This window comes from Methylophaga sp., from assembly GCF_009711715.1.
Classification (GTDB): Bacteria; Pseudomonadota; Gammaproteobacteria; order Nitrosococcales; family Methylophagaceae; genus Methylophaga.
Map to the genome: position 1 here is coordinate 48,905 of NZ_VENF01000011.1, position 21,800 is coordinate 70,704.

Annotated in this window: 26 protein-coding genes; 13 read left to right on the top strand and 13 right to left on the bottom strand. The window is 48.8% G+C overall.

The window, feature by feature from the left end:
* Positions 1 to 28: 28 nt before the first annotated feature.
* Positions 29 to 2,227 (bottom strand): TonB-dependent receptor, encoded by a 2,199-nt coding sequence (locus FH755_RS08465; protein WP_292440534.1) that lies wholly within the window; start codon positions 2,225 to 2,227, stop codon positions 29 to 31.
* A gap of 150 nt (positions 2,228 to 2,377) precedes the next feature.
* Between FH755_RS08465 and FH755_RS08470 the strand changes: the two genes are divergently transcribed.
* Positions 2,378 to 2,950: a peroxiredoxin gene (locus FH755_RS08470; protein ID WP_292440536.1), complete on the top strand. Its 573-nt coding sequence runs from the start codon at positions 2,378 to 2,380 to the stop codon at positions 2,948 to 2,950.
* On the opposite strand, the gene FH755_RS08475 is transcribed toward FH755_RS08470, so the two are convergent.
* The gene (locus FH755_RS08475) at positions 2,856 to 4,919 is read right to left on the bottom strand and encodes an LTA synthase family protein (protein WP_292440538.1); all 2,064 of its coding nucleotides are present in this window, start codon (positions 4,917 to 4,919) and stop codon (positions 2,856 to 2,858) included. The genes FH755_RS08470 and FH755_RS08475 overlap by 95 nt on opposite strands.
* 214 nt (positions 4,920 to 5,133) lie before the next feature.
* On the opposite strand from FH755_RS08475, the gene FH755_RS08480 reads away from it, so the two are divergent.
* Positions 5,134 to 6,144 carry a sensor domain-containing diguanylate cyclase gene (locus tag FH755_RS08480; protein ID WP_292440540.1) on the top strand — a complete coding sequence of 337 codons (1,011 nt, stop codon included), beginning with the start codon at positions 5,134 to 5,136 and terminating at the stop codon, positions 6,142 to 6,144.
* Position 6,145: 1 nt separating this feature from the next.
* On the opposite strand, the gene FH755_RS08485 is transcribed toward FH755_RS08480, so the two are convergent.
* The 3 genes from FH755_RS08485 to FH755_RS08495 are packed head-to-tail and all read right to left on the bottom strand — an operon-like array spanning position 6,146 to position 8,253.
* Positions 6,146 to 7,198, bottom strand: coding sequence for a DUF3080 family protein (locus FH755_RS08485; protein ID WP_292440542.1), 1,053 nt, complete (start codon positions 7,196 to 7,198; stop codon positions 6,146 to 6,148).
* Between the two features lie 4 nt (positions 7,199 to 7,202).
* Entirely contained in the window at positions 7,203 to 7,520 is a 318-nt protein-coding gene (locus FH755_RS08490) for a cupin domain-containing protein (protein WP_292440544.1), read from the bottom strand.
* A gap of 25 nt (positions 7,521 to 7,545) precedes the next feature.
* The gene (locus FH755_RS08495; RefSeq protein WP_292440546.1) at positions 7,546 to 8,253 is read right to left on the bottom strand and encodes a DUF1223 domain-containing protein; all 708 of its coding nucleotides are present in this window, start codon (positions 8,251 to 8,253) and stop codon (positions 7,546 to 7,548) included.
* Between the two features lie 238 nt (positions 8,254 to 8,491).
* On the opposite strand from FH755_RS08495, the gene pqqA (FH755_RS08500) reads away from it, so the two are divergent.
* Together pqqA (FH755_RS08500) and FH755_RS08505 are read left to right on the top strand one after the other, a co-directional pair.
* A complete protein-coding gene (pqqA, locus tag FH755_RS08500; RefSeq protein WP_266235936.1) occupies positions 8,492 to 8,563 on the top strand; it encodes a pyrroloquinoline quinone precursor peptide PqqA in 72 nt (23 codons plus the stop codon).
* Between the two features lie 243 nt (positions 8,564 to 8,806).
* Complete coding sequence (locus tag FH755_RS08505; protein WP_266235688.1) at positions 8,807 to 9,013, top strand: cold-shock protein; 207 nt, start codon at positions 8,807 to 8,809, stop codon at positions 9,011 to 9,013.
* A 50-nt stretch (positions 9,014 to 9,063) separates the two neighbouring features.
* Here the strand turns inward: FH755_RS08505 and FH755_RS08510 are convergent, their stop codons facing one another.
* Positions 9,064 to 9,813 (bottom strand): SDR family oxidoreductase, encoded by a 750-nt coding sequence (locus tag FH755_RS08510; RefSeq protein ID WP_292440549.1) that lies wholly within the window; start codon positions 9,811 to 9,813, stop codon positions 9,064 to 9,066.
* 146 nt (positions 9,814 to 9,959) lie between these two features.
* Between FH755_RS08510 and FH755_RS08515 the strand changes: the two genes are divergently transcribed.
* The 3 genes from FH755_RS08515 to FH755_RS08525 all read left to right on the top strand — a co-directional run bounded on the left by FH755_RS08515 (position 9,960) and on the right by FH755_RS08525 (position 12,476).
* Positions 9,960 to 11,261 carry a mechanosensitive ion channel domain-containing protein gene (locus FH755_RS08515; RefSeq protein WP_292440551.1) on the top strand — a complete coding sequence of 434 codons (1,302 nt, stop codon included), beginning with the start codon at positions 9,960 to 9,962 and terminating at the stop codon, positions 11,259 to 11,261.
* A 154-nt stretch (positions 11,262 to 11,415) separates the two neighbouring features.
* Positions 11,416 to 11,814, top strand: coding sequence for a hypothetical protein (locus FH755_RS08520; protein ID WP_292440553.1), 399 nt, complete (start codon positions 11,416 to 11,418; stop codon positions 11,812 to 11,814).
* A gap of 200 nt (positions 11,815 to 12,014) precedes the next feature.
* Positions 12,015 to 12,476 (top strand): MarR family transcriptional regulator, encoded by a 462-nt coding sequence (locus tag FH755_RS08525; protein WP_292440555.1) that lies wholly within the window; start codon positions 12,015 to 12,017, stop codon positions 12,474 to 12,476.
* Between the two features lie 46 nt (positions 12,477 to 12,522).
* Here FH755_RS08525 and FH755_RS08530 read toward each other — a convergent pair whose 3' ends face one another.
* Complete coding sequence (locus FH755_RS08530; RefSeq protein ID WP_292440557.1) at positions 12,523 to 13,305, bottom strand: hypothetical protein; 783 nt, start codon at positions 13,303 to 13,305, stop codon at positions 12,523 to 12,525.
* Positions 13,306 to 13,447: 142 nt separating this feature from the next.
* Here FH755_RS08530 and pqqA (FH755_RS08535) point away from each other — a divergent pair, with 142 nt between their 5' ends.
* Complete coding sequence (pqqA, locus tag FH755_RS08535) at positions 13,448 to 13,519, top strand: pyrroloquinoline quinone precursor peptide PqqA (protein ID WP_081443609.1); 72 nt, start codon at positions 13,448 to 13,450, stop codon at positions 13,517 to 13,519.
* A 56-nt stretch (positions 13,520 to 13,575) separates the two neighbouring features.
* Here pqqA (FH755_RS08535) and FH755_RS08540 read toward each other — a convergent pair whose 3' ends face one another.
* From FH755_RS08540 to FH755_RS08550, 3 genes are all read right to left on the bottom strand, one after another.
* On the bottom strand, positions 13,576 to 15,018 hold the full coding sequence (locus tag FH755_RS08540; RefSeq protein ID WP_292440559.1) for a sensor domain-containing diguanylate cyclase: 1,443 nt from the start codon (positions 15,016 to 15,018) through the stop codon (positions 13,576 to 13,578).
* A 154-nt stretch (positions 15,019 to 15,172) separates the two neighbouring features.
* Positions 15,173 to 15,493 (bottom strand): hypothetical protein, encoded by a 321-nt coding sequence (locus tag FH755_RS08545; protein WP_292440561.1) that lies wholly within the window; start codon positions 15,491 to 15,493, stop codon positions 15,173 to 15,175.
* Positions 15,494 to 15,525: 32 nt separating this feature from the next.
* On the bottom strand, positions 15,526 to 16,107 hold the full coding sequence (locus tag FH755_RS08550; RefSeq protein WP_292440563.1) for a 5-formyltetrahydrofolate cyclo-ligase: 582 nt from the start codon (positions 16,105 to 16,107) through the stop codon (positions 15,526 to 15,528).
* A gap of 105 nt (positions 16,108 to 16,212) precedes the next feature.
* On the opposite strand from FH755_RS08550, the gene hmpA reads away from it, so the two are divergent.
* Positions 16,213 to 17,424, top strand: a complete 1,212-nt coding sequence (gene hmpA / locus FH755_RS08555) for an NO-inducible flavohemoprotein (protein WP_292440565.1) — start codon at positions 16,213 to 16,215, stop codon at positions 17,422 to 17,424.
* Between the two features lie 32 nt (positions 17,425 to 17,456).
* Here hmpA and FH755_RS08560 read toward each other — a convergent pair whose 3' ends face one another.
* Positions 17,457 to 17,888 carry an Rrf2 family transcriptional regulator gene (locus tag FH755_RS08560; protein ID WP_292440567.1) on the bottom strand — a complete coding sequence of 144 codons (432 nt, stop codon included), beginning with the start codon at positions 17,886 to 17,888 and terminating at the stop codon, positions 17,457 to 17,459.
* 360 nt (positions 17,889 to 18,248) lie between these two features.
* Here FH755_RS08560 and FH755_RS08565 point away from each other — a divergent pair, with 360 nt between their 5' ends.
* Both FH755_RS08565 and FH755_RS08570 read left to right on the top strand, forming a co-directional pair.
* Complete coding sequence (locus tag FH755_RS08565) at positions 18,249 to 18,797, top strand: lipocalin family protein (protein ID WP_292440569.1); 549 nt, start codon at positions 18,249 to 18,251, stop codon at positions 18,795 to 18,797.
* 6 nt (positions 18,798 to 18,803) lie between these two features.
* A complete protein-coding gene (locus FH755_RS08570) occupies positions 18,804 to 19,229 on the top strand; it encodes a BLUF domain-containing protein (protein WP_292440890.1) in 426 nt (141 codons plus the stop codon).
* Here the strand turns inward: FH755_RS08570 and FH755_RS08575 are convergent.
* Positions 19,218 to 19,811 carry a cysteine hydrolase family protein gene (locus FH755_RS08575; protein WP_292440571.1) on the bottom strand — a complete coding sequence of 198 codons (594 nt, stop codon included), beginning with the start codon at positions 19,809 to 19,811 and terminating at the stop codon, positions 19,218 to 19,220. The genes FH755_RS08570 and FH755_RS08575 overlap by 12 nt on opposite strands.
* Before the next feature lie 120 nt (positions 19,812 to 19,931).
* On the opposite strand from FH755_RS08575, the gene FH755_RS08580 reads away from it, so the two are divergent.
* Positions 19,932 to 20,771: an ion transporter gene (locus tag FH755_RS08580; protein ID WP_292440573.1), complete on the top strand. Its 840-nt coding sequence runs from the start codon at positions 19,932 to 19,934 to the stop codon at positions 20,769 to 20,771.
* Positions 20,772 to 20,803: 32 nt separating this feature from the next.
* Here FH755_RS08580 and FH755_RS08585 read toward each other — a convergent pair whose 3' ends face one another.
* Positions 20,804 to 21,271 (bottom strand): Dps family protein, encoded by a 468-nt coding sequence (locus FH755_RS08585; RefSeq protein ID WP_292440575.1) that lies wholly within the window; start codon positions 21,269 to 21,271, stop codon positions 20,804 to 20,806.
* Positions 21,272 to 21,527: 256 nt separating this feature from the next.
* On the opposite strand from FH755_RS08585, the gene FH755_RS08590 reads away from it, so the two are divergent.
* On the top strand, positions 21,528 to 21,746 hold the full coding sequence (locus FH755_RS08590) for a DUF2061 domain-containing protein (protein WP_292440576.1): 219 nt from the start codon (positions 21,528 to 21,530) through the stop codon (positions 21,744 to 21,746).
* Positions 21,747 to 21,800 lie beyond the last annotated feature (54 nt).

The window sequence follows — 21,800 nt, forward strand, 5'->3', positions numbered from 1 at the left end:
GGCCTGGAGACGGCCCGGGAAGTGTTAATTAATAGAAATCGATCGTCGCCGAGAGACTGACCGTTCGCGGCGCTCCTAAGACCAGATAACCGTTGTTGGGAAAGCCACCGACAGAGGCCCAGTAATCCCGATCAAACAGGTTATGGACTCGCGCTCTCAGGGTGAGATCCTGGTTACCCATTGCCACTATATAACGGGCACCGATATCAACGGTGGTCCAGTCATCCACTTTGAGCGTGTTGGCATTGTCAGCATAACGTGACCCGGTGTAGACAACGCGGGTATCGAGCGCGAGATTATCGAGCTGCGGTACCTCCCATTCGGCACCCAGTGTCGCCTGCCACTCAGCAACCCCAATGACATCATTACCCTCAATGGCCGGGTCGCTGGTATCCTTCTGTTCAGCATCCAGCCAGGTTACCCCACCCAGTAGTTTGATATCGTCTGTTGCCTTACCATAGAAAGTCAACTCCACCCCTTGATGGCTGTCTTCACCTTCAACACCATAGACATTATTGGAAATATCGACGTCATTACGGGGTCTGTCAGTAGTGAAGTAGGCCAGGCCATACCCCATCTGATCAGTTTCGAATTTCAAGCCCAGTTCATACTGCTCTGAAACGAATGGTTCCAATGCTTCACCGGCATTCGCATAGCCCAAATCAACAGGTACGGTACCCCCCTGCTGAAGATTTTCAATATAGTTGGCATAAAGCGAAAATTGATTGGTAAGCCTGTAAACAAGACCGACCGCCGGCGTCAGCTCGCGCTCTTTGTATGCGGAACCACTGAAACTATTATAGTCATAGCCCAGATCCCTGACATCCAATGTCTGATGACGTAATCCCAATGTCAACAGCACGGTATCGTCAAATAACGCCAATGTATCCCCTATCGCAAAGCTGTTCAGTTTTGTCACCGCATTCAGTCTTGGATCCAGGGAATTCGCTAGCAATTCACTGCCATTCGGCTGGGGTTGTGAATAATATTGCGGACTGTAGAGATTAGTGGCGAAAGTATCAAAATCAAACAGAAAAGCGTTTTTCGTTTCCTGCTTGAAATAAGAATACGCCATCACCCAGTCATGACCGACACTGCCGGTCTGGAATTGACCTCTAAGCCCTATTTCACCGGTATCGACCCGATCCTCACGATTATTATCAAACCTGAAAAAACTGCCATCACCATTGAGGTCGGATACGGTCAGATTCGCCAGTGAGTTCGACTCATTACTACGACGTATGCCATAGGCTGCCCAGCCTGTCACATTCTGGTTGAAGTCATATTCCGCTCTGAAGGTGCCAAATACATCATCCTCGTCAGAGTATGACCAAGGCTGCGCCCAGTTGCTGTCTGCATCGGGCGTAGAAGGCACATCAGCCAGGCCTGATAGGGTGACATTAGTTCTGGTTTCGTCGAGCTCGTTATCCTGTGTACCAATATCGGCTGATAAACGTAGTTTATCCCCACGGTAATCCAGTCCTACTGAAAACAAACTCAAATTTGTTTCTTCATCCTCAATGCTGGTACCACCGTCACGATAAGCGGCATTGACCCTGACACCGAACTGCTGTTCTTCACCAAAACGACGCCCCACATCCAGTGCGGCATAGCCCTGTTGCCCGTGTTCTGTTCCCACCGTCATTCGAGTCAGCGGATAATTCGGCGCCCTTTTCGGCAAAAGATTAATTGTGCCACCGATGCCGCCCCCGCTCGGCGTTGCACCGGTCAAAAACGCGCTGGGACCACGTAAGACTTCTACCCGTTCAAACAACTCTGTGGCTATGTATTGGCGGGGCAGCAACGAATACAAACCATTGTAGGCAATATCATCCGAGGTGAGAATAAAGCCGCGGATAAAATACGACTCCTGGAAATTACCAAAGCCACGTGCTTCCCTGACCCCGGGATCAGCCTGAAGAACGTCACCTACACTTTTTGCCTGGCGATCCTGAATAAATTCATTGGTATAGCTGGTGATGCTGAATGGGGTTTCCAGGTGATCCTTGGTACCCAGAATACCGGCGCGTCCGCCTTCTGCGACCTGACCGCCTTCAAATGCCGGTGAAAGCCCTTCCGCGGAGGCATCCGCACTGGCGGTGACGGTTAAGGATTCAAGCTCAACAGACTTCTCTTTTTCGGTTGTTTCTGCTGCCAGTGTACTGCCTGTGAAGCTACCCAAAGCCAGTGCAATACTTAGCGTAAGGGGTTTGATATAGGGTGACATGGGGCGGACTCTCCGTACAGGTTTACTTTTGTACGGTATATTACGAGAAGCACACGCTTATGTAAATGATAATGTTTACTATTAAGCTTTATAAAATACGTTGAAAAACGCGCTATCATTGCGTCGAGCATTCATGCAAAGGAAGCAGCAATGACGACATTAGAGGTGCTACCCTCAAACCTCCCCATTCCCATAGATGATGGGGCCTGTCGCCACCTCAGTGGTTTACACTTACCTGATATCAGGCTGCTCGCCAGTAACGGTCAAATGCTCAATCTGTCCTTGTTGTGTGGCCCCACTGTGGTGTTTGTCTACCCCATGACCGGCCATCCCGCCAGGCCCCTTCCCTTTGACTGGAATCAAATCCCGGGGGCCAGAGGCTGTACCACACAAGCCTGCAGTTTTCGCGATAATATTGAAATGTTTGCTGAGCTGGGCGTTCGGGTGTTCGGTCTGAGCAATCAGACTAATTCAGAACAGCAGAAAGCTGTAGCCCGACTACAACTACCCTACCGGCTGCTCAGTGACGAAAACCTACTGTTTACCCGGGCACTGGCACTGCCTTTATTTGAATCTGGGGGAGGGGTCAGGCGGATTAAACGACTGACATTGATATGTCGTTCAGGGATTATTGAACAATGCCTGTACCCGGTATTTCCTCCTGACGCTCATGCAACACAGGTGTTGGCATTACTGACAGGTTCATCGCCTCAGACTGGGTGAACTTCACATTGCCTGAAGGCACATGGTAACAACGGCAGCGATAAAGCCAACCGGGTAAAAGGGCGTGGGCAAGTGCGGTTTCGTAGGGCTCAGATTCCGCTGAACCTCGCATGTGCAGTTGCTGAGATGTGTGATCATAGCGCCCAAGCAATGGTGTCGCTTCCGGCCTCAGAATAACGACCTCTTCCCCTGTCATCTTCGCGAAGTAGTCATCATATTGCATAAAAGCACGGCCTGCTTTCTGTTGCTCTTCAGCCAGCGTCAGATCGCGCCCTATCATCGGATGTGAGGAGGAGATTCCCATCATCGACAGCACCGTGGTCGGCAAATCAATCTGGCTGGCAATCGTGGACAGGCGTCTGGGCTCGATATCCGCCCCCAGAATTAAGCCGGGAATATGATATTTCTCTATCGGCACCAGGTTCTCACCCTCGACACGGTTGTGGTGATCAGCCACCACCAGAAAAATCGTATCTTGCCAGTATTCGCTGCGTTGTGCTTTTTCAAAAAACTGTCCCAACGCATAGTCGGCATAACGTACTGCATTTTCGGGCGTCTGCTTTTCACCGTTTATTTCGATTCTGCCATCGGGAAACTCATAGGGAGAGTGATTGGATGAGGTGAAAGCAAAACTGAAAAATGGTTGCCCGGTAGCATGATGTCGTTGCAATCTGTCATGCAGCTTATTAAATACATCTTCATCTGACACGCCCCAGCTGCCTTCAAAAACCGGCTTGTCAAAATGCTCACGGTCAATAATATGCTGAAAACCATTCCCCATGAAAAAACTGGCCATATTGTCGAAATGCGCCTGGCCCCCATAGATAAACTCGGTGAGATAGCCGTTGTTTTCCAGTAAAGAAGCAATGGTGAAGAAGTTTTGCTGTGATAAAGAGAGTTTGACGACACTTCGCGCCCGGGTGGGGAGAAAACCACTGATGACAGCCTCAATACCACGCACAGAACGGGTACCCGTCGCGTAGAGGTTTTCAAACCACCATCCCTGCTCACTGAGTTTATCCAGTTGCGGTGTCGCGCCACTGCCGCCCAGTGTTTTTACATAATCGGCACTGAGGCTTTCCTCCAGGATAAGCACCAGATTCAACGGTTTTTTGCGCTGCTTCGTCGCATGCTGAGGGTTGACAATCGGTGGATCGGCCATCGCATCAACGATCAGCTCCGGCTTTTCCTCATGGACTTCAGCGAGTATTTGCTCATGACTGAGTTCACCATAAACCTCATTCGATTCTTCCTCGTGCTTGAGATTGTAAATGGCAAAATACACCGACCAGGCAGAATTCAGCATCAGGTCGTTCACCAGCGGGTCCGGTGTGATCGCAAAGCTTGAAGGGTTCGCGGGCCGATGATCGAAGGAAGAACGTATCATCACAACCGTAACCAGCACCATCAGTGGCCAGCAGAGCAACGTCTTCCAGTATGCCCAGCCAGGCTGTTTCTGAACCAGCCATGACCTGCTGAGCCGGAATATGCCATAGGCAACGGCAGCTGTGATCAACACACCACCCACGAGTGTCAGACGGTAGCCTTCCCATAGCATGGACATCACTTCCCGGGGGTATTTCAGGTATTCGATAAATAAACGATTGGGCCGCTGACCATACTCAATAATAAATGTAGGGCTGGCCAACTCCATAAATACAATGATGGCGACGGTGAGCACCGCCCATATCGTGATGATACGTTGCCACAACAGCCAGCTGAATTTGTGCGCCAGCAGCGGAACGAGTAATACCAATGGTGCCAGCAGCATGCCTGATAGAATCAGGTCTACCCTGAGGCCGTTAAACATGACCACTGAGAACTGTTGCAGACCATCCAGACGCTCATACTGCCAGGTGGTCAGCAGCATTCTTGATAATCCAAGAATGCAGAGATATACCAGTAACAATCGAATCAGAGATGCATAAGGGCCTGAAAAACGATAGCTGAAAGAGGTTTGCTTAGTCATCGCCAATTCTTTTGCAGTTAATCTGGCGAGACTCTAACTTGCTTAACTTAAAACAATATTAAACGTTTATTATCAAGGTCCGTGTTTGTGCAGAATTCGCGGTCCTGCTTTCAGCGAATTTAATCAGAATTTGAAATTCGTATTTTTCAGCAAATTCCCTATTGCAGGCAAGGGTTTATCATGTAAGCTAGCAAAAAACTGCAAAGGAATGGCTGTGACAGAGTTCGATAGCACCTCGCATCCCAAGGTGAGTGATGATCTGCTTAATCAGTGGCAGACCATGCTTGATTTGCTGGCGGAGTTCATGACCGTTCCGGTCGCCCTCATCATGCGACTCGACAAGGACAGAATCACGGTTTGCGTCAAGAACAATGCTGTGAGTAATCCTTATCACGTCGGCGAGGCTGAAACGCTGCTTGGCTCGGGCCTGTATTGTGAAGAAGTCGTTCGTAGCAATGCGCCCTTATTTGTTGACAATGCCCTCAATGATCCTGTCTGGCAGGATAACCCCGACATTGAAAAAAATATGATCAACTATCTTGGCCTGCCGCTGCGCTGGCCGAATGGTGACATCTTTGGCACGCTCTGCGTACTGGACTCAAAAACCCATTATTATGACGACAAGCAGCAGGGATTGATGCAGCAGATGCAACTGATGGTTGAAAACCACCTGGAATTATTGGAAAAAAATCACTCGCTTCAACAATTAAGTCACCATCTGCAGTGCCTTGCTGATACCGATGAGTTAACCGGGATATGGAATCGCCGTGCCTTTATCGTCGAGAGCAATAAAGAACTTCAGCGTGCACAACGCAACAAGAAACCCGTTTGTCTGCTGATGATGGACATTGATGATTTCAAGGAAATCAATGATGCTTTCGGCCATGAAGTTGGCGATGAAGTACTCAAGCTGTTTACTCACTGTCTCACTGCAACGAAACGGGCCTATGATATTTTCGGTCGTATCGGCGGTGAGGAATTCGCCATGCTTTTGCCTGAAACCCGACGCAGTGAAGCAATGGAACTGGCAGAACGGATCAGACACAAGGTCAGTGAAATTTTCTTTCACAAACATCACCGCGAGATCAGGCTCACGGTCTGCATCGGTGTCTACGAACTGGCCAGTAACGATACCACTATACTGGCAGCGCTCAGCAAAGCAGATGAAAGACTGTATGCTGCCAAACGCGCCGGTAAGAACATGGTCATGGACTGTATCAGCTGATTCAACCGGCCATCGGTTGCATACCGCACTGACGTAAGAGTTTCTGCCAGCTTTTTGTATGGCGCATCACCGACTGATCAAACTGATACCACAGGCTCCCATGATTATTCATATCCAACACCCGCTGATAATAAGGCTGGAATGAGGCTGGCATATCCGGTTTTTGTAGTTCGATTAGCGCTGAAAGCCCGCTGAATACCTGCTCTCCAGCACGGCTGACATGGGAAATATAGGGCTGTACCCTTGCAATATAGACATTAAAAAACACGCCCTTGACCCGCTCAGCACGCGGGTTGGGCTTATTCATGTAACACGGCGGTTTACCGGTGACTTTTTGCTCCAGCATATCGGAGGCATCATTAAGCCTTGTAATCAGCAGGCGGATGCTATTAATCAGCTGGCCGCCACTGTGATCAAAAACCCAGCGCTGCTGAATTTCGCCCATTTTTTTTAATTCCGGCGCCAGCGAGCCGGACTGCAGTGTCTGTAATATCTCCCGGGCATGTTTCAGATCTGCTTTCAGGGTGGCTGGACTGATATGGCCGTCATCCTGCTGATAGAAACCGCCGGACTGGCTCATCAGCTCGGCCATCGGTTCATCAGCCCATATGGCGTTCCAGAAATAGTGTGGCAGTGCGTCGTGTTTCTGTTCAATCGCCTGCTGCAGCTGGGATTTCAATTCCTGCTGTTCAATTTTAGGCAGGCACTGCCTGGCTTTTTCAATGAATTCCAGTTGGTAGCGCAAATCATTGAGTGGCGTCATTACCCTGCCCATCGCTGAATTACGCTCCCCCACTACCACCTGCAATTGGCAACCATATAAGGAAAGAAAATCAAGCATATTGATTTTAATCTGCTCAATATCTATTCGCCGGTCACGCATTCTGGGCAAGGTCTGCACTTCTATCAGCTGACTAGTTTGGTTCTCCAGCTCCAATACTCTGGCAAGCCGCTCAGTATAAGTCTTCATCATACTGTCTGGCTGCGAAAAGGGGTCGCAGGCAGACAACAGCAGCATCATGAGCACCAGGCACAGTTGAATAACAGCGCGCATAATGTCAGGTAATCAGTGTCATGGCCTGTTCTGTAGACAGAAATATTTCGGTATCGGTCAATGCCACAATATCGTGCTCTTCGCCGGACTTAGCATAAAGATAATCACCTTTGTTCAATTCCACACCGCCAATCAGCACCTGGCCGTCGAGCATCATGATTTCGGCATTTCCCTCATGAACATGATGTGGGAAATGGGCGCCTTTTTTCATCCTGATTATCGCCGTTTTACCGCCTTTGTTATTGACGCGGAAAACGCTTTTTTCAATTCCTTGCTGTTCGGCGATCTGCCAGTCCCGTTCTGCTGCTCTGTTTACTAACATTGTTTGTTCCCTGAATATCGATTTATTATTCCAGATAACCGCCCGCGGCCTGTATTACTTCCAGTGATCCTGGCCTGGTGAGCCAGACGGCGATGGCCGTTTGCTGTTGTTGTTTATCGGGCCATGCAGCCAGACTGGTTTGCCAGTACTGCTGACCGCTTAGCTGCCTTTTATCAAGCACCACAAAGTCATGCTCAAGTCGCCGGCCGCGATTCTCACCGGCCTCGACCTCACTGCCAAGCCCCATGCCGAGAACGGCAACATGGGCCATCAGCGTTTCATTCGAATCGAAACGGATAGCTAACTGTCCGTCATTGAGACTGACGCTCAATATGCCCGGCATCGAATCGGGCTTTTTAAGCGTTGTCTGTCCATTAAACCATCCACGCCATTCGCGGCTGTTGACGACAAAGCCCGGTGTATAGACTTGTGACAAAATGCCTTGTCGAACCATTTCCCGCTGGCGTTGTGAATAGGCCTCACTGGCAAAGCGATCTGACCAGCCCAGACCATCCCAGTAATCGACATGAAATGCCATCGGCAACAGTGTCTTGAAAAGATCTGGGTCAGATTTGAGTGAGGACAGCCATTTATCAGCCGGTGGGCAACTACTGCAACCTTCTGAAGTATAGAGCTCCACCACGGTTGTTTTGCCGGCGTCGCTGCTGAACTCCAGCGCCAGGATCGGGGCCGGCAGTAAACAGATAAAAATCAGCCACAGACGATACATCATTCCCCACCCGCCATAAATCAATGACTCATGATGTTGAGAACATGCGCAATGACCGGAGTTCCGGTCAAGCTGTGTCAGTAGACAGAATATCAATCAGAACAAAGATAATAAATTATTGCAGATATTGCAGACCGTCAGAAAAATACTGAGCCTTTTCCCGCAATATGCTGATTTTAAATAAATAGCCGCCGGGTATTATGAAATTGTGTCAATCAGAGATCGTCAGGAGGTGAGAACCATGTGGACTAAACCAGACTACAATGACATGCGTTTTGGTTTTGAGGTTACGATGTATATCAACAACCGCTAATCAAACTGATTAATTGACTGGGAAACCCCGCCATAGCGGGGTTTCCCATGCCTGAAAATATTTTTGACAGCGGCTAATAAACCCGATAAATTGACATTAGCTTGAAAGTTGATCTGAATATTTATTTTTCATTTCGATGCATTACCCATAGTAGCTCGTCCTGTTTATTAATAAGTACTTCTGCACACCTTCCAGCTATACCCGCCTGCTATGGCATGTTTTTATTAGTAAATAGGATTATCTATGTCTACATCTACCGGTACTGTAAAGTGGTTTAACGAAACTAAAGGTTACGGCTTTATCGAACAAGAAAGCGGCCCGGATGTTTTCGCTCATTTCAGCCAAATCAAAGGCGATGGTTTCAGAACGCTTAAAGAAGGCCAACGTGTTGAATTCACCGTTAGCCAGGGTGCCAAAGGCCCACAAGCTGAGAACATCACTGCCCTGTAATGTTTCCATTACGGACAGAATTAAAAAGCCCCGCCAATGCGGGGCTTTTTTTATGCCGTACCCGGCTCGATTTCAATCACTTTACGGGCAAAGTTTTCATATTCCTGCCATAGCGCTTTTGCCATGGTGTCCGGAAACAGGTGACACTCGCCTTTTTTCAAGGCCTCGATAATACCCTCAGCCACCAGGCTGGGCGGCTCTGCGACATCAATCAATCCGGCGTTATCGGCCATATCCGTGGCAATCGGTCCCGGATGTACGCTCAGAACGACTGTCTTCTGTTCTGCCATGTCATGGCGCAGTGCCTGAGTAATTGAATAGGCTGCTGCTTTAGAGGCAGCATAGGTGGCAAAGGCCGGAAAGGAGCGCAGTGAAGCAATTGAATTCAACTGCACGAATGCGCCGCCACCATTGGCTTTAAGGACCGGGGCAAAAGCCTGCGCCATACGCAGTAAACCAGCCACGTTGATATCCATCTGGGTTTCCAGTGCATCAATTGATTCCGGCTGCAACGGGCTGGCATTTTTGAGAATACCGGCGTTGTTAACCACAATATCGACATCCTGTGCATTGGCGGCAGCAGAGATTATGGTGCTGGGCCTGCTCAAATCGATATGTATCGGTGTAACCTTGTCTGCATATTGCTGCTCCAGCTCGGCAACCGAATCAAGATCACGCACACCGAGATAGACTTTACGCACACCATGCTGCAGGAAAGCCTCGACAATCGCCCTGCCGATCCCTCGGTTCGCACCGGTTACCAGGGCCACTTTGTAGTTAATATCAAATGGTGTATTCATCAAAAGTCCTCTGCTGTCCGTGATTGCGATGTCATGGTGACCTGTGCTTAACGATAAAGTTCAGTCCTTCTTTTATTGCCATCAGCCACCGAGTCACCTACATTATTCTTCAGTTGCTCCTTCCCAAATGATAACGAAGCCAAACAATGGATAACTATAAAGCACTTCTGGATCAGTTCCTGACAACCACCATGCACTGGCTGAGCAGTCCCAAGTTCTATTCCCAGTTAGGCTTGATTTTGCTCGCCCTGTTAATTGCCTTTCCACTGGCAAAATTTCTCAAATCCCGTTCTCCACTGCTTCGCCAGCCCCCCACTGACGGGGCCATGCTCAACCTGAGACAAGGTATTTACCGACTGCGGGACCTGGTGCTGCCATTAATGATGATACTGGCCCTCTCAATAGCGGTGGATATCGGCCAGGCACTGATTTCCCAGAGCTGGTTAATCAGAATCAGTCTGAGCCTGGCTGTCATTTTTATGCTTTATTCGATTATCAATCGCTTTGTAGAAAAACAACTGTTTCGTAAACTTGCCCTGTGGCTGATTCTGCCGATTGCCGTGTTGCATATTATCGGCTGGCTAGATGAGGTGGTGGCTTATCTTGAAACTATCTCACTGCAAATCGGTAACTTCAAGATTTCAGCTTATGGTGTCGCCAGAGTATTGATCTTCGGCTCCGTGCTGTTCTGGCTGGGGCGGCTGTCCAATAACGCGGGGCAGCAAATCATTCGTAATCAGCATGATCTGGATCTCGGTACCCGTGAAGTATTTGCCAAACTGTTTCAGGTCACCCTGTTTGTGGTGGTTTTCCTGATGTTGCTGCAAATCATGGGCATTAACCTGACAGCCCTTGCCGTCTTCGGTGGTGCCGTGGGTGTCGGTTTGGGGTTTGGTCTGCAGTCCATCGCCTCCAATTTTATTTCCGGCATCATCCTGCTGCTTGATCGTTCATTGTCGGTCGGTGACTATGTAGAAATGGAGGACGGCCGTGCCGGCACCATTCGCGAACTCAAAATGCGCTCAACGACACTGGAAACCTTCGATGGCAAGGACATCATGGTGCCTAATGAACAGTTCATTACCACCAGTTTCACCAACTGGACCCACAAAAATCAGAAACAACGTTACTCACTGAATTTCCAGGTAGCTTACAAAACTGATTTGCACAAACTGTTTGACGTAGTTCGGGAAGTCGTCGCCAGTCACCCGCAGGTGATCAGCGGACCGGATATTCCGATCGAAGAGCGACCCGATGCCGAAATTCAGGGTTTTGCCGACTCGGGTATCGATATTCTGGTTGAGTTCTGGATGGAAGGCATTGATGATGGACGTAACCGGGTTGGGGGCGACCTGTTGCTGATGATTTGGGACGCTCTGCAGCAGCATGGGATTGAAATCCCGTTCCCGCAGCGCGAGATCAAAATTCTCGGCCAACCGTCAAATTAGCTGACAGTCCCGCAAGACAAAGCCAGCTACCGGGATTTGTCTTGCGCACAATGTTTCATGCTAAACTCAAACTCATCCTTACGGATCTTCACTTCTTATTCACAAATGCTGTTATGGAATGGATGAAGGTCAGTGACAAATATACGAGGTGAGTATGAAATTCTCTCCCTTTATCGCACCCTCAATCGTCTTGATGATTATTGCCTTCAATCAGACATTTGCCGGCTCGGCGCCAGAAAACCAGGCTGCTGCACAGATTCATACTGAAAATCAGCGAATCGTTCAGATCAGCGAGACGTGCTACCAGGGCTGGCAACAACTGGGGTGGACCATTGGTGAAAATGGGATGGCGGCAGAGCAACATCCGGCCTTCAGTAATGGGATAAAACGTATCTGTCAGGCGCGCGCTGAGCTGTTCTTTGAAGGCTATGAAATCTCCCCCTTTATAGAACCCGATTCGCAACCCCAGATCTTTCCTATCGTGTTTCGTCCCAGTGTGGAAGAGATTAAGCAGCATCTGCGTCAAAATTTGCCAAAACTGCGCCTGATCTGAGTAAAGTCAGGCACAGCATTTTTGCGTCAAAGTACCCCACTTGAACAAGAAAATGCCTGCCTCATAGCATTGATTCAGTATTTTTAAGCACTTAACCTTATTCGACTACTGTTAATCCGCCTTCATTATGCATAATATAGTGTGCATTTTGATGCAGACGATTTGTATTGCGCGCCATACACAATCATGAGGATGAACGCATGTCGCAATTTGATAACCTAAAACTAGACAAACAACTGTGCTTCGCACTCTACAGTGCCACGAACAACATAACGCGTCTCTACCGTAGTCTGCTGGATGAGTATGATCTGACTTATCCGCAATACCTGGTGCTGCTGGTACTGTGGGAAAAAGATGGCGTCGCCATCAAAGAGGTAATGAAAAGACTGAATCTCGATTCGGGTACACTCTCCCCCATTATCAAACGCCTGCAGGCTGCCGGTATGGTGGACAAAGTTCGTACTGATAAAGATGAACGCATCGTGCGTCTGCTACTGACTGACAAAGCCAGGAAACTGGAGCCGATGATTGCCAAAGTTCAGGAAAAAGTGGCCTGTCAGACAGAATTGTCCTCCACGGAATTTTTCGAACTGCTCGACCGATTGAATCAACTTGCTTCCAGTCTGAGACAAAAGGAAGCAAAGCAATCGCTGGCTTCATAGCCTGCCAACCGCTTCCTCAGCCCTGCCGCTGTGGCGGGGCTTCTTATCAGATACGTATCGAAGCAATAATCCGCAGTGCCAGCCACACAAACAACAGTGGTAACAGCACCATAATCAGCAGGAATTCGGCCAACAAATAAACTGCTGCTTCTACGCCCTGCTCAGCCCGGCTTTTCACCTGTTCGAGCCTTGCCCCTATATCAACCCGCTCACGCAAATTGTCGAACCAGCCCCCGGACTCCTGCTGGTGGTTTTGATTGAGTTGATCGACACTTGCTTGCGCTGACTGCAATACTGAAACCGCCTCCTGTCGCTCGGTTTGCAACCATTGCTGCGTCTGATGCGAAACCAGTGCCAGCACCGGGACAAGAAGCCGGAGTACAGTCAGCACAATGAGTAGTTTCAACGCTATTTGTCCTGACCAGCCAGCACCGGGTTTAAGGATCATCAGTAGCAGAGCGAGCATTGCGAGCAGTACAAGCAACACCTGAATCAGCATGTGGTCAGCCAGCATCAGAATAATTTTTTGTATGCCAATTGAGGCTGAGGCTACCAGTAACACGGAAGACACCTGCTCGATAAGATCATTGAGCGGGTCAAGAATTTCACCGGGCGTTAACGTCAGACCCACGCCCATCGGTTCAATTGACATCTCCGTGCCCTGTGCCACTGAAATCACTGCATTGAGTCCACGTGTCAAGGCATACACAGTCAAGGTCACTTTGAGCATTTGTGTGAGTTGTCCGCCAAAAGCTTGTTCCAGCGGCAGGCAGGCCAGCACCAGGCAGAGTAACGCAATGCCGATGAATGATTTCTGTCTGAGTGACATAATTCCTCCTGACCGTGACTGTTGCTCAGGAAAATCCTGATGAATATCGGGTCAAACACTGATTGTGCTTCTTGTGGCACTCTCTAAAATAGCAGACAACTACTTGAAGTTCTCAAGTAAGCAAACAGAGAGGAAATTCATCATGTGGACTAAACCAGAATATTCAGACATGCGTTTCGGCTTCGAAGTCACTATGTATATCTGCAACCGCTAATACATAGCCCCTACGCAGAAAAAGCCCCGTCGAGGGGCTTTTTTTATGGCTGAAAGTTATTCAGCCAGCCTGATACAGTTTCTACCGGCCCCTTTGGCGAGATACAGTGCCTTATCAGCCCGTTCTATCAAGCTTGCCATCGTGTCCCCCCCGGCAAGCTCGGCCAGACCAGCACTCACCGTCACTGCAAACTTGCTCTCATCAAAATGGAATGTCCAGGCCGAAATTGCCAGACGAATCGCTTCGATTCGTTGCTGTGCATGAGCCTGATCACAGTCAGTAAACATCACCAGAAACTCTTCCCCGCCCCAGCGACACAACACATCCTCCTTACGGATATGTAATTTGATGATCCGTGCTACTGCTTCAAGCACCTGATCACCATGCTGATGGCCATAGTTGTCATTAACCTGCTTGAAATGGTCAATATCAATCAGCGCCAGGGAAATAGGTTGTTGATTGCGGCGGGATTTCGCCAGGGCCTGGTCGAACAGGCTGTCGAATACCTGACGGCTGGCAGCACCGGTGAGCTTATCGCGGGTCGCCATGGTCTCAAGCCTTGCCTGGTAACCTCTGAGCGCAAGATGGGCAATAAACAGCACCACAATACTGATAGCGAGGGAGACCAGGATATTGATCCATAGTGCCGCTTCGATCCGCTCTGAAGCCGGATCGTTAATCTGCTCAACAATCAAAAACCAGTCGAATTCCGGCACCAGACGGCTATTGAGATAAATGACATTACCGTTTTTGGTTTCAAAGGATACCGAGGCACTGGGAGACGTCAGAATACGGGTAAATAACTTATCCAGGCCAGCTTTGTTCTGAATATGCAAATCGTGACTGTACTGACTGCTTTGCAGCATGACCTCGCCCTGACGGTTAACGAAGTAGATTTCGCGACCATAACGCTGCTGGTAGTTTTCAATTAACTGCACCACGCTTTCCATCGACAGCCCGACACCGATAAGGCCGATAAACTCACCCTGTTTGTTTTCCACCCGGTAATTGACAAAGATACTCAGGCGGGATCGATCAGCCGTATCCTGGTCGATATTGATTTCATAATCCTGATTCATATCACGGGCACGGAAATACCATTGATCGGCAGGTTCATCTTTTAAGACCTGTTTGATAATACCGTCAGGATGATAATAAAGCCGGCTTTTTTCAGAAACGAAGAAAGCGGTAATGGTTTCGTACTTGTCCTGAATTTGAGCAAGATAACGCTGCATCTTGAGCGGATCCTGCTCACCGTTCGCCACCCAATCTATGGCGAAGGTATCATTGGCCATCAGCGACGAAATCAATACCGGCTGCAGCAGATCGCGCTGAATTTCAGAATAAATATTATCGCTGGTCAGTGGCAGCATTTCCTGCTGCAAACGATCTGCAATGGAGTCCCGTGCCACAAAGTAGCCAATCAGGCTGGTCGCTAGAAAACCCAGCAATACAATCACACTGATAATAATACTGTAGAGACGTTTTCGGCTTTGCATGGGCCTGACTCGGGAAAAAACCTGACATGATAGGCAAGATGCACCTCAAATACCAGTTTTAGTGAAACAAATTTCGCTATTTTCTTTGTGGTTATTTTGCCGTGCTCAATATCTGGAATTAATGCCTGCCATTGTATTATGCAAATCGCTCCAGTCAGCGCTCATCCTCGTCAGGTAAATGATAGTGTCTGTCTTCGGACTGCTCCCCGCCGATACGTTTGAAATAGAACACGCCGAAAGCAAAACTCGCAAGCAGCAGCAAGTAGAACACATCCAAATCATCATCCTTGAACAGACTCAGTACAGCCCATGCAGGAGCGACATAAAAAACAATACTGAACACGATCGCAATGGCTTTACCGAACTCTTTAACTGCGCCGTGATAAGCATAGCGACTGAATAAACCAGTCAGAAACCCGCCGAATATGGCCAGTATCAGATACAGAATCATGCCGATAATGCTGACGTTTGACATACAAGCACCTCGATTTTACTAACGGTATACCTTTAGAGTCCTGTCGATGTATTGGGTTCAGGCATCTGCATCCCCGCTTCAGTAATGATCCGGTGCATCGGAATATCCAGCGCATGCGGATGAATGGTCTCAAACCGCCCCATTTCCATACCAACACCAATCGTTTCTATCTCATTGCCCTTATTCGCCAGGGTCCGATCGTAATAACCACCACCGTAGCCCAGCCGGTAATTGGCTTTGTCAAAACCTACCAACGGCACAAGGAAACGGGTCGGACTCAGCCACTCCGGACTTGCCGGCACAGGAATATTCCAGATACCGGTGGTCATTGCTGTATCGGGCTGCCAGCGGGCGAAATCCAGTTTTCTGGTCTCATTGTTGATAACCGGGACACTCAAAATCCACCCCGCTTTTAACAATGACTCCGCGAGAGGACGGCAATCCAGTTCACCTTTTATCGGCCAGTAAAGTCCGAGCACGCCGGGTTCACAGCGTGCTAAATAATCAGAAACGTGCGCCAGACAGTGAGCTGCTATCAACCGATGCGCTTCAGGTGATAGCGCAGCTCTCTCTTCGATCAGCCGCTGACGCTGACTCTGTCGCCAGGCCTTCATTTATTTATTCCTGTTTTCAACATCAATACTTGACGAAACTAAAAGTCGTAAATAATATACAGCTTACAAATATGCATTTCATATACCTATTTAGGAGGCCGCATAATGAGCCCTGATACAATCGCGACTATCAAAGCCACTGTACCTGTTCTGCAAGCCCATGGCGAACAACTCACCCGGCTGTTTTATCAGCGGATGTTTGAAAACAATCCCGAGGTCGGACCATTCTTCAATCAGGCACACCAGAAAGCCGGCAGTCAGCAAAAAGCACTGGCCGGGGCGATCTGTGCCTATGCTGAAAATATTGATAACCCCGCCGCGCTGGCAGCAGCGGTCGAATTGATTGCACAGAAACATGCGTCTTTGGGTATCAGAGCCGAACATTACCCCATTGTCGGACAGAACCTGCTGGCAGCTATCAAGGAATTACTGGGTGATGCCGCTACTGACGATATCGTCAATGCTTGGGCAGAAGCCTACCAAGTGCTGGCAGATATTTTTATTGAGCGCGAAGCTGAGATATACCGTAACCATGAACAACACCACGGTTGGCAGGGCTTTAAACCATTCAAAGTCATCAAACGTGAAGATAACAGCCGGGTAATCAGTTCATTTTATCTGCAACCGGCAGACGACCAGCCGCTCAATCCCCACCAGGCCGGACAGTACATCACCATCCGTGTACCAGTAGCTGAAGACACCGAGACAATGCGCAATTACAGCCTGTCGAATAAACCCGGTGAGGATTATTACCGTATCAGCGTTAAACGGGAAACTGCTCGCAGGGATGACGCGCCCCATGGTGTCGTTTCGAATTTCCTGCATGATCAGCTTGGCGCCGGCGATACCATCTGGGTTGGTCCGCCCTGCGGCGAGTTCACCATTCGTACCCCGGTTGGCAAACCAATGGTGATGATTGCCGGTGGTGTCGGCATCACGCCATTACTGTCGATGCTGCATGCCAGTCTGGATAATAATAACGATGACTCACCGGTCACCTTAATCCAGGCTGCTGTCAACGGTGAGACACTTGCTTTTGCGGATGAGATTGCTGAACTCGAAAACAAATATGGCAACTTTGACTGGCATATTCGCTACAGTGAGCCCACAGACAATGACCGTTATCAGGGCCGTTTTCATAGTGAAGGCCTGATTGACGAAGACTTGATTGCCTCGGTGGATACCTCTGCCGACTTTTATCTGTGTGGTCCCAACGGCATGATGCAGCACTGTCATCAGTTGCTGACAAAAGCCGGTGTACCGGCCGAACAGATTCATCTCGAAGCATTTGGCCCGGCACTTCAGTTGGCAGGCTAATTCAAAGGATAAAGCTCAGGGATGAGCTAATTTCAGGCGACGTTGAGACTCTGAAGTAGTTTGGCTTTGTTCTTAACGACATCTTCCAGCGTGTAGCCATCAAGGACATCCAGAAAAGCTTTTTGCGCTTTGCGCAGTGCGCTGTAGAGAATACAGACATTATCAATGGGGCAAGCACACTGGTCACCGAAACATTCCAGTAGTTCAAGGTTTTCTGTTTTGCGGATTAATTTGCCAATGTTGATATCGACTGGCTGCACGGCAAGCTTAAGACCGCCACCACGACCACGCTGACTGAGGACGATTTTTTCCTGAACCAGTTTTTGTGCCACTTTTGCCAGGTGATTGGTGGAAATCCCATAACGTTCAGCAGCATCCTTGACGGTAGCCGGTCTATCGCCGGGATGAATCGCCAGATAAATCAGCAAACGCATCGCGTAATCCGAATGGGTGGTGAGCTGCATTAAAGGACTCCTTTAAACTGCTGTATAGTGTACCCCAATTAAAATCAGTATACTGGATACCGTTTTAATGCTTTTCGCTTAGTGGGTCTCAATCAAACGCTGGTAATCGTAAGCAAATTTCCAGCCATGCAAAATATCACAGGCCTGAGACAACCCGAAATTAATAAAATTCTTATATTCACAGTTCAGACCGGAGAGTGACTCCTCTTCTTCGGTTATTTTTGAGCTTGCTGGACGCAGGCTCTTTTTTTATCTATTCCCTGCCAAAACGCACAAATTCAGGGCATGTCGCGCTAATCCGGGGCTTCACGACAAATTCACAGATTCGGTCCAACACTGACTCAAACACAGGAGTCAGTCATGCAACTTTATTTCAAATTCGGCCTGATCTTATCAGCCTGTCTCGGTCTTTTCGGTTGTCAGAGTCTATCCAAACCACCGCTGGACACCGTTGATTATGTCAATATCGAGCGCTTTATGGGCGACTGGTATGTCATCGCCAACATTCCCACTTTTATAGAAGAGCAGGCTTATAACGCAGTCGAGTCCTACTCCTTAAATAATGACGGGACAATTGCGACCACTTTTACTTTTCGTGAAGGCAGTTTTGATGGTGAACTGAAGACCTATCACCCCAAAGGCTTCGTTGAAAATACAGAAACCAACGCAGTCTGGGGCATGCAGTTTGTCTGGCCGATCAAGGCCGATTACCGGATCGTTTACCTGACTGAGGATTACAGCCAGGTCATAATTGGCCGTAATAAAAGAGACTATGTCTGGATCATGGCAAGAACGCCTCAGATTCCAGCTAAAGACTATCAGGACATGCTGAAGCTGATTGCAGCAATGGGCTATGACACCAGCAAAGTCCGCAAGGTGCCGCAGCAGTCGTTGGAAAACAGGGAGTAAACTGGTATCTATCAGGTCAGTCTCGTCAATGCCGGCACCCGCGCCGCCGACTGGAAAGATAATGAGATGTACCAGATCCTGTCCCAGTCAGGTGTCAATAATAAGAAATCAGCTATCAGCGGCGCCTTGTGCTTCAACGGTGACTTCTTCCTGCAATGCCCGGAAGGCGGCCGCGCGGCGGTGAATGAACTGTACCGCAGAATCCACGACGATCACCGCCATCTCAGGATGTCATCCTGCTTAATTACAATGAAATCAGCCATCGCAGCTTCGATAAACAGCACATACTGTACGTACCGGGATCCAGAATCACTCATCCTGCGATACGCCGGCAAAAAGCAATTTAACCCCTATGAAATGAGCGGGGAAAGTGCGCTGCGACTAGGCTTTGAGCTGGCTTTCAGCCTGCCAGAAGACAGCTTACAGCTTTAAGTCATCCACCGAATTAATCACCGCTGCATACAAGTCCCGTGTGGAGGCGAGCGCTGCTTCATGTACTTGTCTGGCCGGCAGTATGCTGCCGTCAGGCGCATCCAGACTGCGTGTTGCCGTGGCACTGGCAACGACGGTAGGGTTATATCCCAGATTAAAACCGCCATGGGCTGTGGAATTGACACACATATGGGTCATAAATCCGGCCAGAATAATATTGTCTATGCCCTGCCCACGGAGATATTCATCCAGCGGTGTCTGAACAAAGGCGTTGGGAAAGTTTTTGGTGATCACATGCTCGCCATCCGCCGGGGCGACTTCTTCTGCTATTTCACCCAGGGCTGTATTGAGATCATAGGGTGACCCTGCCCCGCCATCATGCTGGATATGGAACACCGGCACGCCGTTATCTCTTGCCATCTGCAGTAGCCTTTGCGCCTGTTTGAGGGCCGCTTCCACTCCTTCAAGCTGCATCACACCCTGACGATAGGTGTTCTGACAGTCAATCATAATCAGAGCCGAATCGCTTAGCGCCGATGGCTGATGTCCCAGCCCGACGATATCTCTCAATGTCGTGTTCATTAATGCCTTCTCCGCTTTTTTCCTGACCTTATCACAATCCTGTTCTGAACACATGGCAGTTGCATAAATCCAGGCGCCCGTTATTATTCCGCGGGAAGTCATCACCTATCTGGAGCATCTATGCAGCGTGTTCAACCCAAATCAACGTTCCGTCTGACTCGCATGTTCAGTGCGATCAGAAGCAACCGCTTATTCGAGATCATTGTCGTTGGCGTTATTCTGTTTTCCGCCCTGCTGGCTGGCGCCAAAACTTATGATATTTCGCCCGCCTTTCTCAATATCATGGTCTGGCTGGATTACGCTATCACGCTGTTTTTCCTGCTCGAGATCAGCATTCGTTTTTTTGCCGAGGAACGAAAATGGCAGTTTTTCAAAAGCGGTTGGAATATCTTCGACAGCCTGATTGTCATCGTCAGCCTGATCCCCATCGAAGACAGTGAACTGGCCCTGGTGGGCAGACTGATTCGCATCTTCCGGGTATTGCGGATGGTCTCGGTAATTCCGGAACTGCGCACTCTGCTCAACTCATTGCTCAAAGCACTGCCCCAGCTCGGTTATGTGGCGCTGCTGATGTTCATCATCGTGTATATTTATGCGGCGGTCGGCACCACCTTTTTTGCAAAAATCAACGCGACTTTATGGGGTGATATTACTGTCTCCATGCTCACCCTGTTCCGGATCATGACTTTTGAAGACTGGACAGATGTGATGTACGAAACCATGGCCGTGCATCCATTGAGCTGGATTTTTTATATCAGTTTTATTTTTCTCAACGCTTTTGCCTTTCTGAATATGCTGATCGGCATCGTGGTCAATGTGATGGAAAAAGAAAGTGCTGAGCAATGGCGGATAGACCATGCCGGAGAGCCGACTATCGCTGATTTATCGCGTCAGATTGAAGAGCTGAAAGCTTTGTTGATTCAACAGCCGGAACCTCAGGCAATAAAAAAGGGAGCTTAAGCTCCCTTTTTCTTAACAGTCTGTGACTGAACTTACTGCATGGCACGCAGCATCCATGCGGTTTTCTCGTGAACCCGCATGCGGTCACCGACCAGTGCTGCGGTTGACTCATCATCTGCATCCTGTGCCGTTTTCAGCACCTCACGACAGGTTTTCACAACCTGTTCATGGCCATGGGTCAGGGTAACAACCATATCGGCAGCCCCCGGAACCCCTTCCACTTCTTCAATGCTGCTGAGCTGGGCAAAGGATTTGTAAGTCCCGGGAGCAGCAACACCCAGCGTACGAATACGTTCAGCGATATCATCAACCGCCTGGGCCAGTTCAGTGTAATGCTCTTCAAACATCAGGTGCAGTTCACGGAACTGAGGGCCTGTTACATTCCAATGGAAGTTATGTGTTTGCAGATACAGGGTGTAACTGTCGGCCAAGAGACGCTTCAGGCCGTCTGCAATGTCTTGTCTATCCTGCTGATTGATACCAATATCAATGGTACTCATTATTGTGCCTCCTTGTTCAAGGTTATAAATGACCTTAGTCAATCAGGCGAGAGTCAGGTTCGCCTGAATTTGATTTTTATTCTATTAGCTCTGGAGCCTAAAGTGAAACAAGTAATTCTGGTTATATTAATCGACTGAGCCGATGAAAGATTATTCTTTTATCTATTATGTTTTTTCCAATGATAACGATTGGACTAAGTTGTTTTACTTGAACAAAGCAATTAATGATAATCATTCTCAAAAAGGAGACATGGTTATGGCTAAAACAATCAGTTTCGCAATCGTTCACTTCAGTGTGGCATTCACTGTAGGTTATTTGTTGACGGGCAGCATTCTGTCCGGGAGTGTCATGGCGATGGTTGAACCCGCCATCAACACAGTGGCTTTCTATTTTCATGAGAAGATCTGGAATCATCTGCAACAGAACAAAGTCAATCCTTCGGTCCAGCTTACCCGTCCGGCTCAGGTCGGGTAGCTACAACCGCTCGATGGCTTGCAATCCTGTCTGAGGCAAGCATAATTCAGGCTC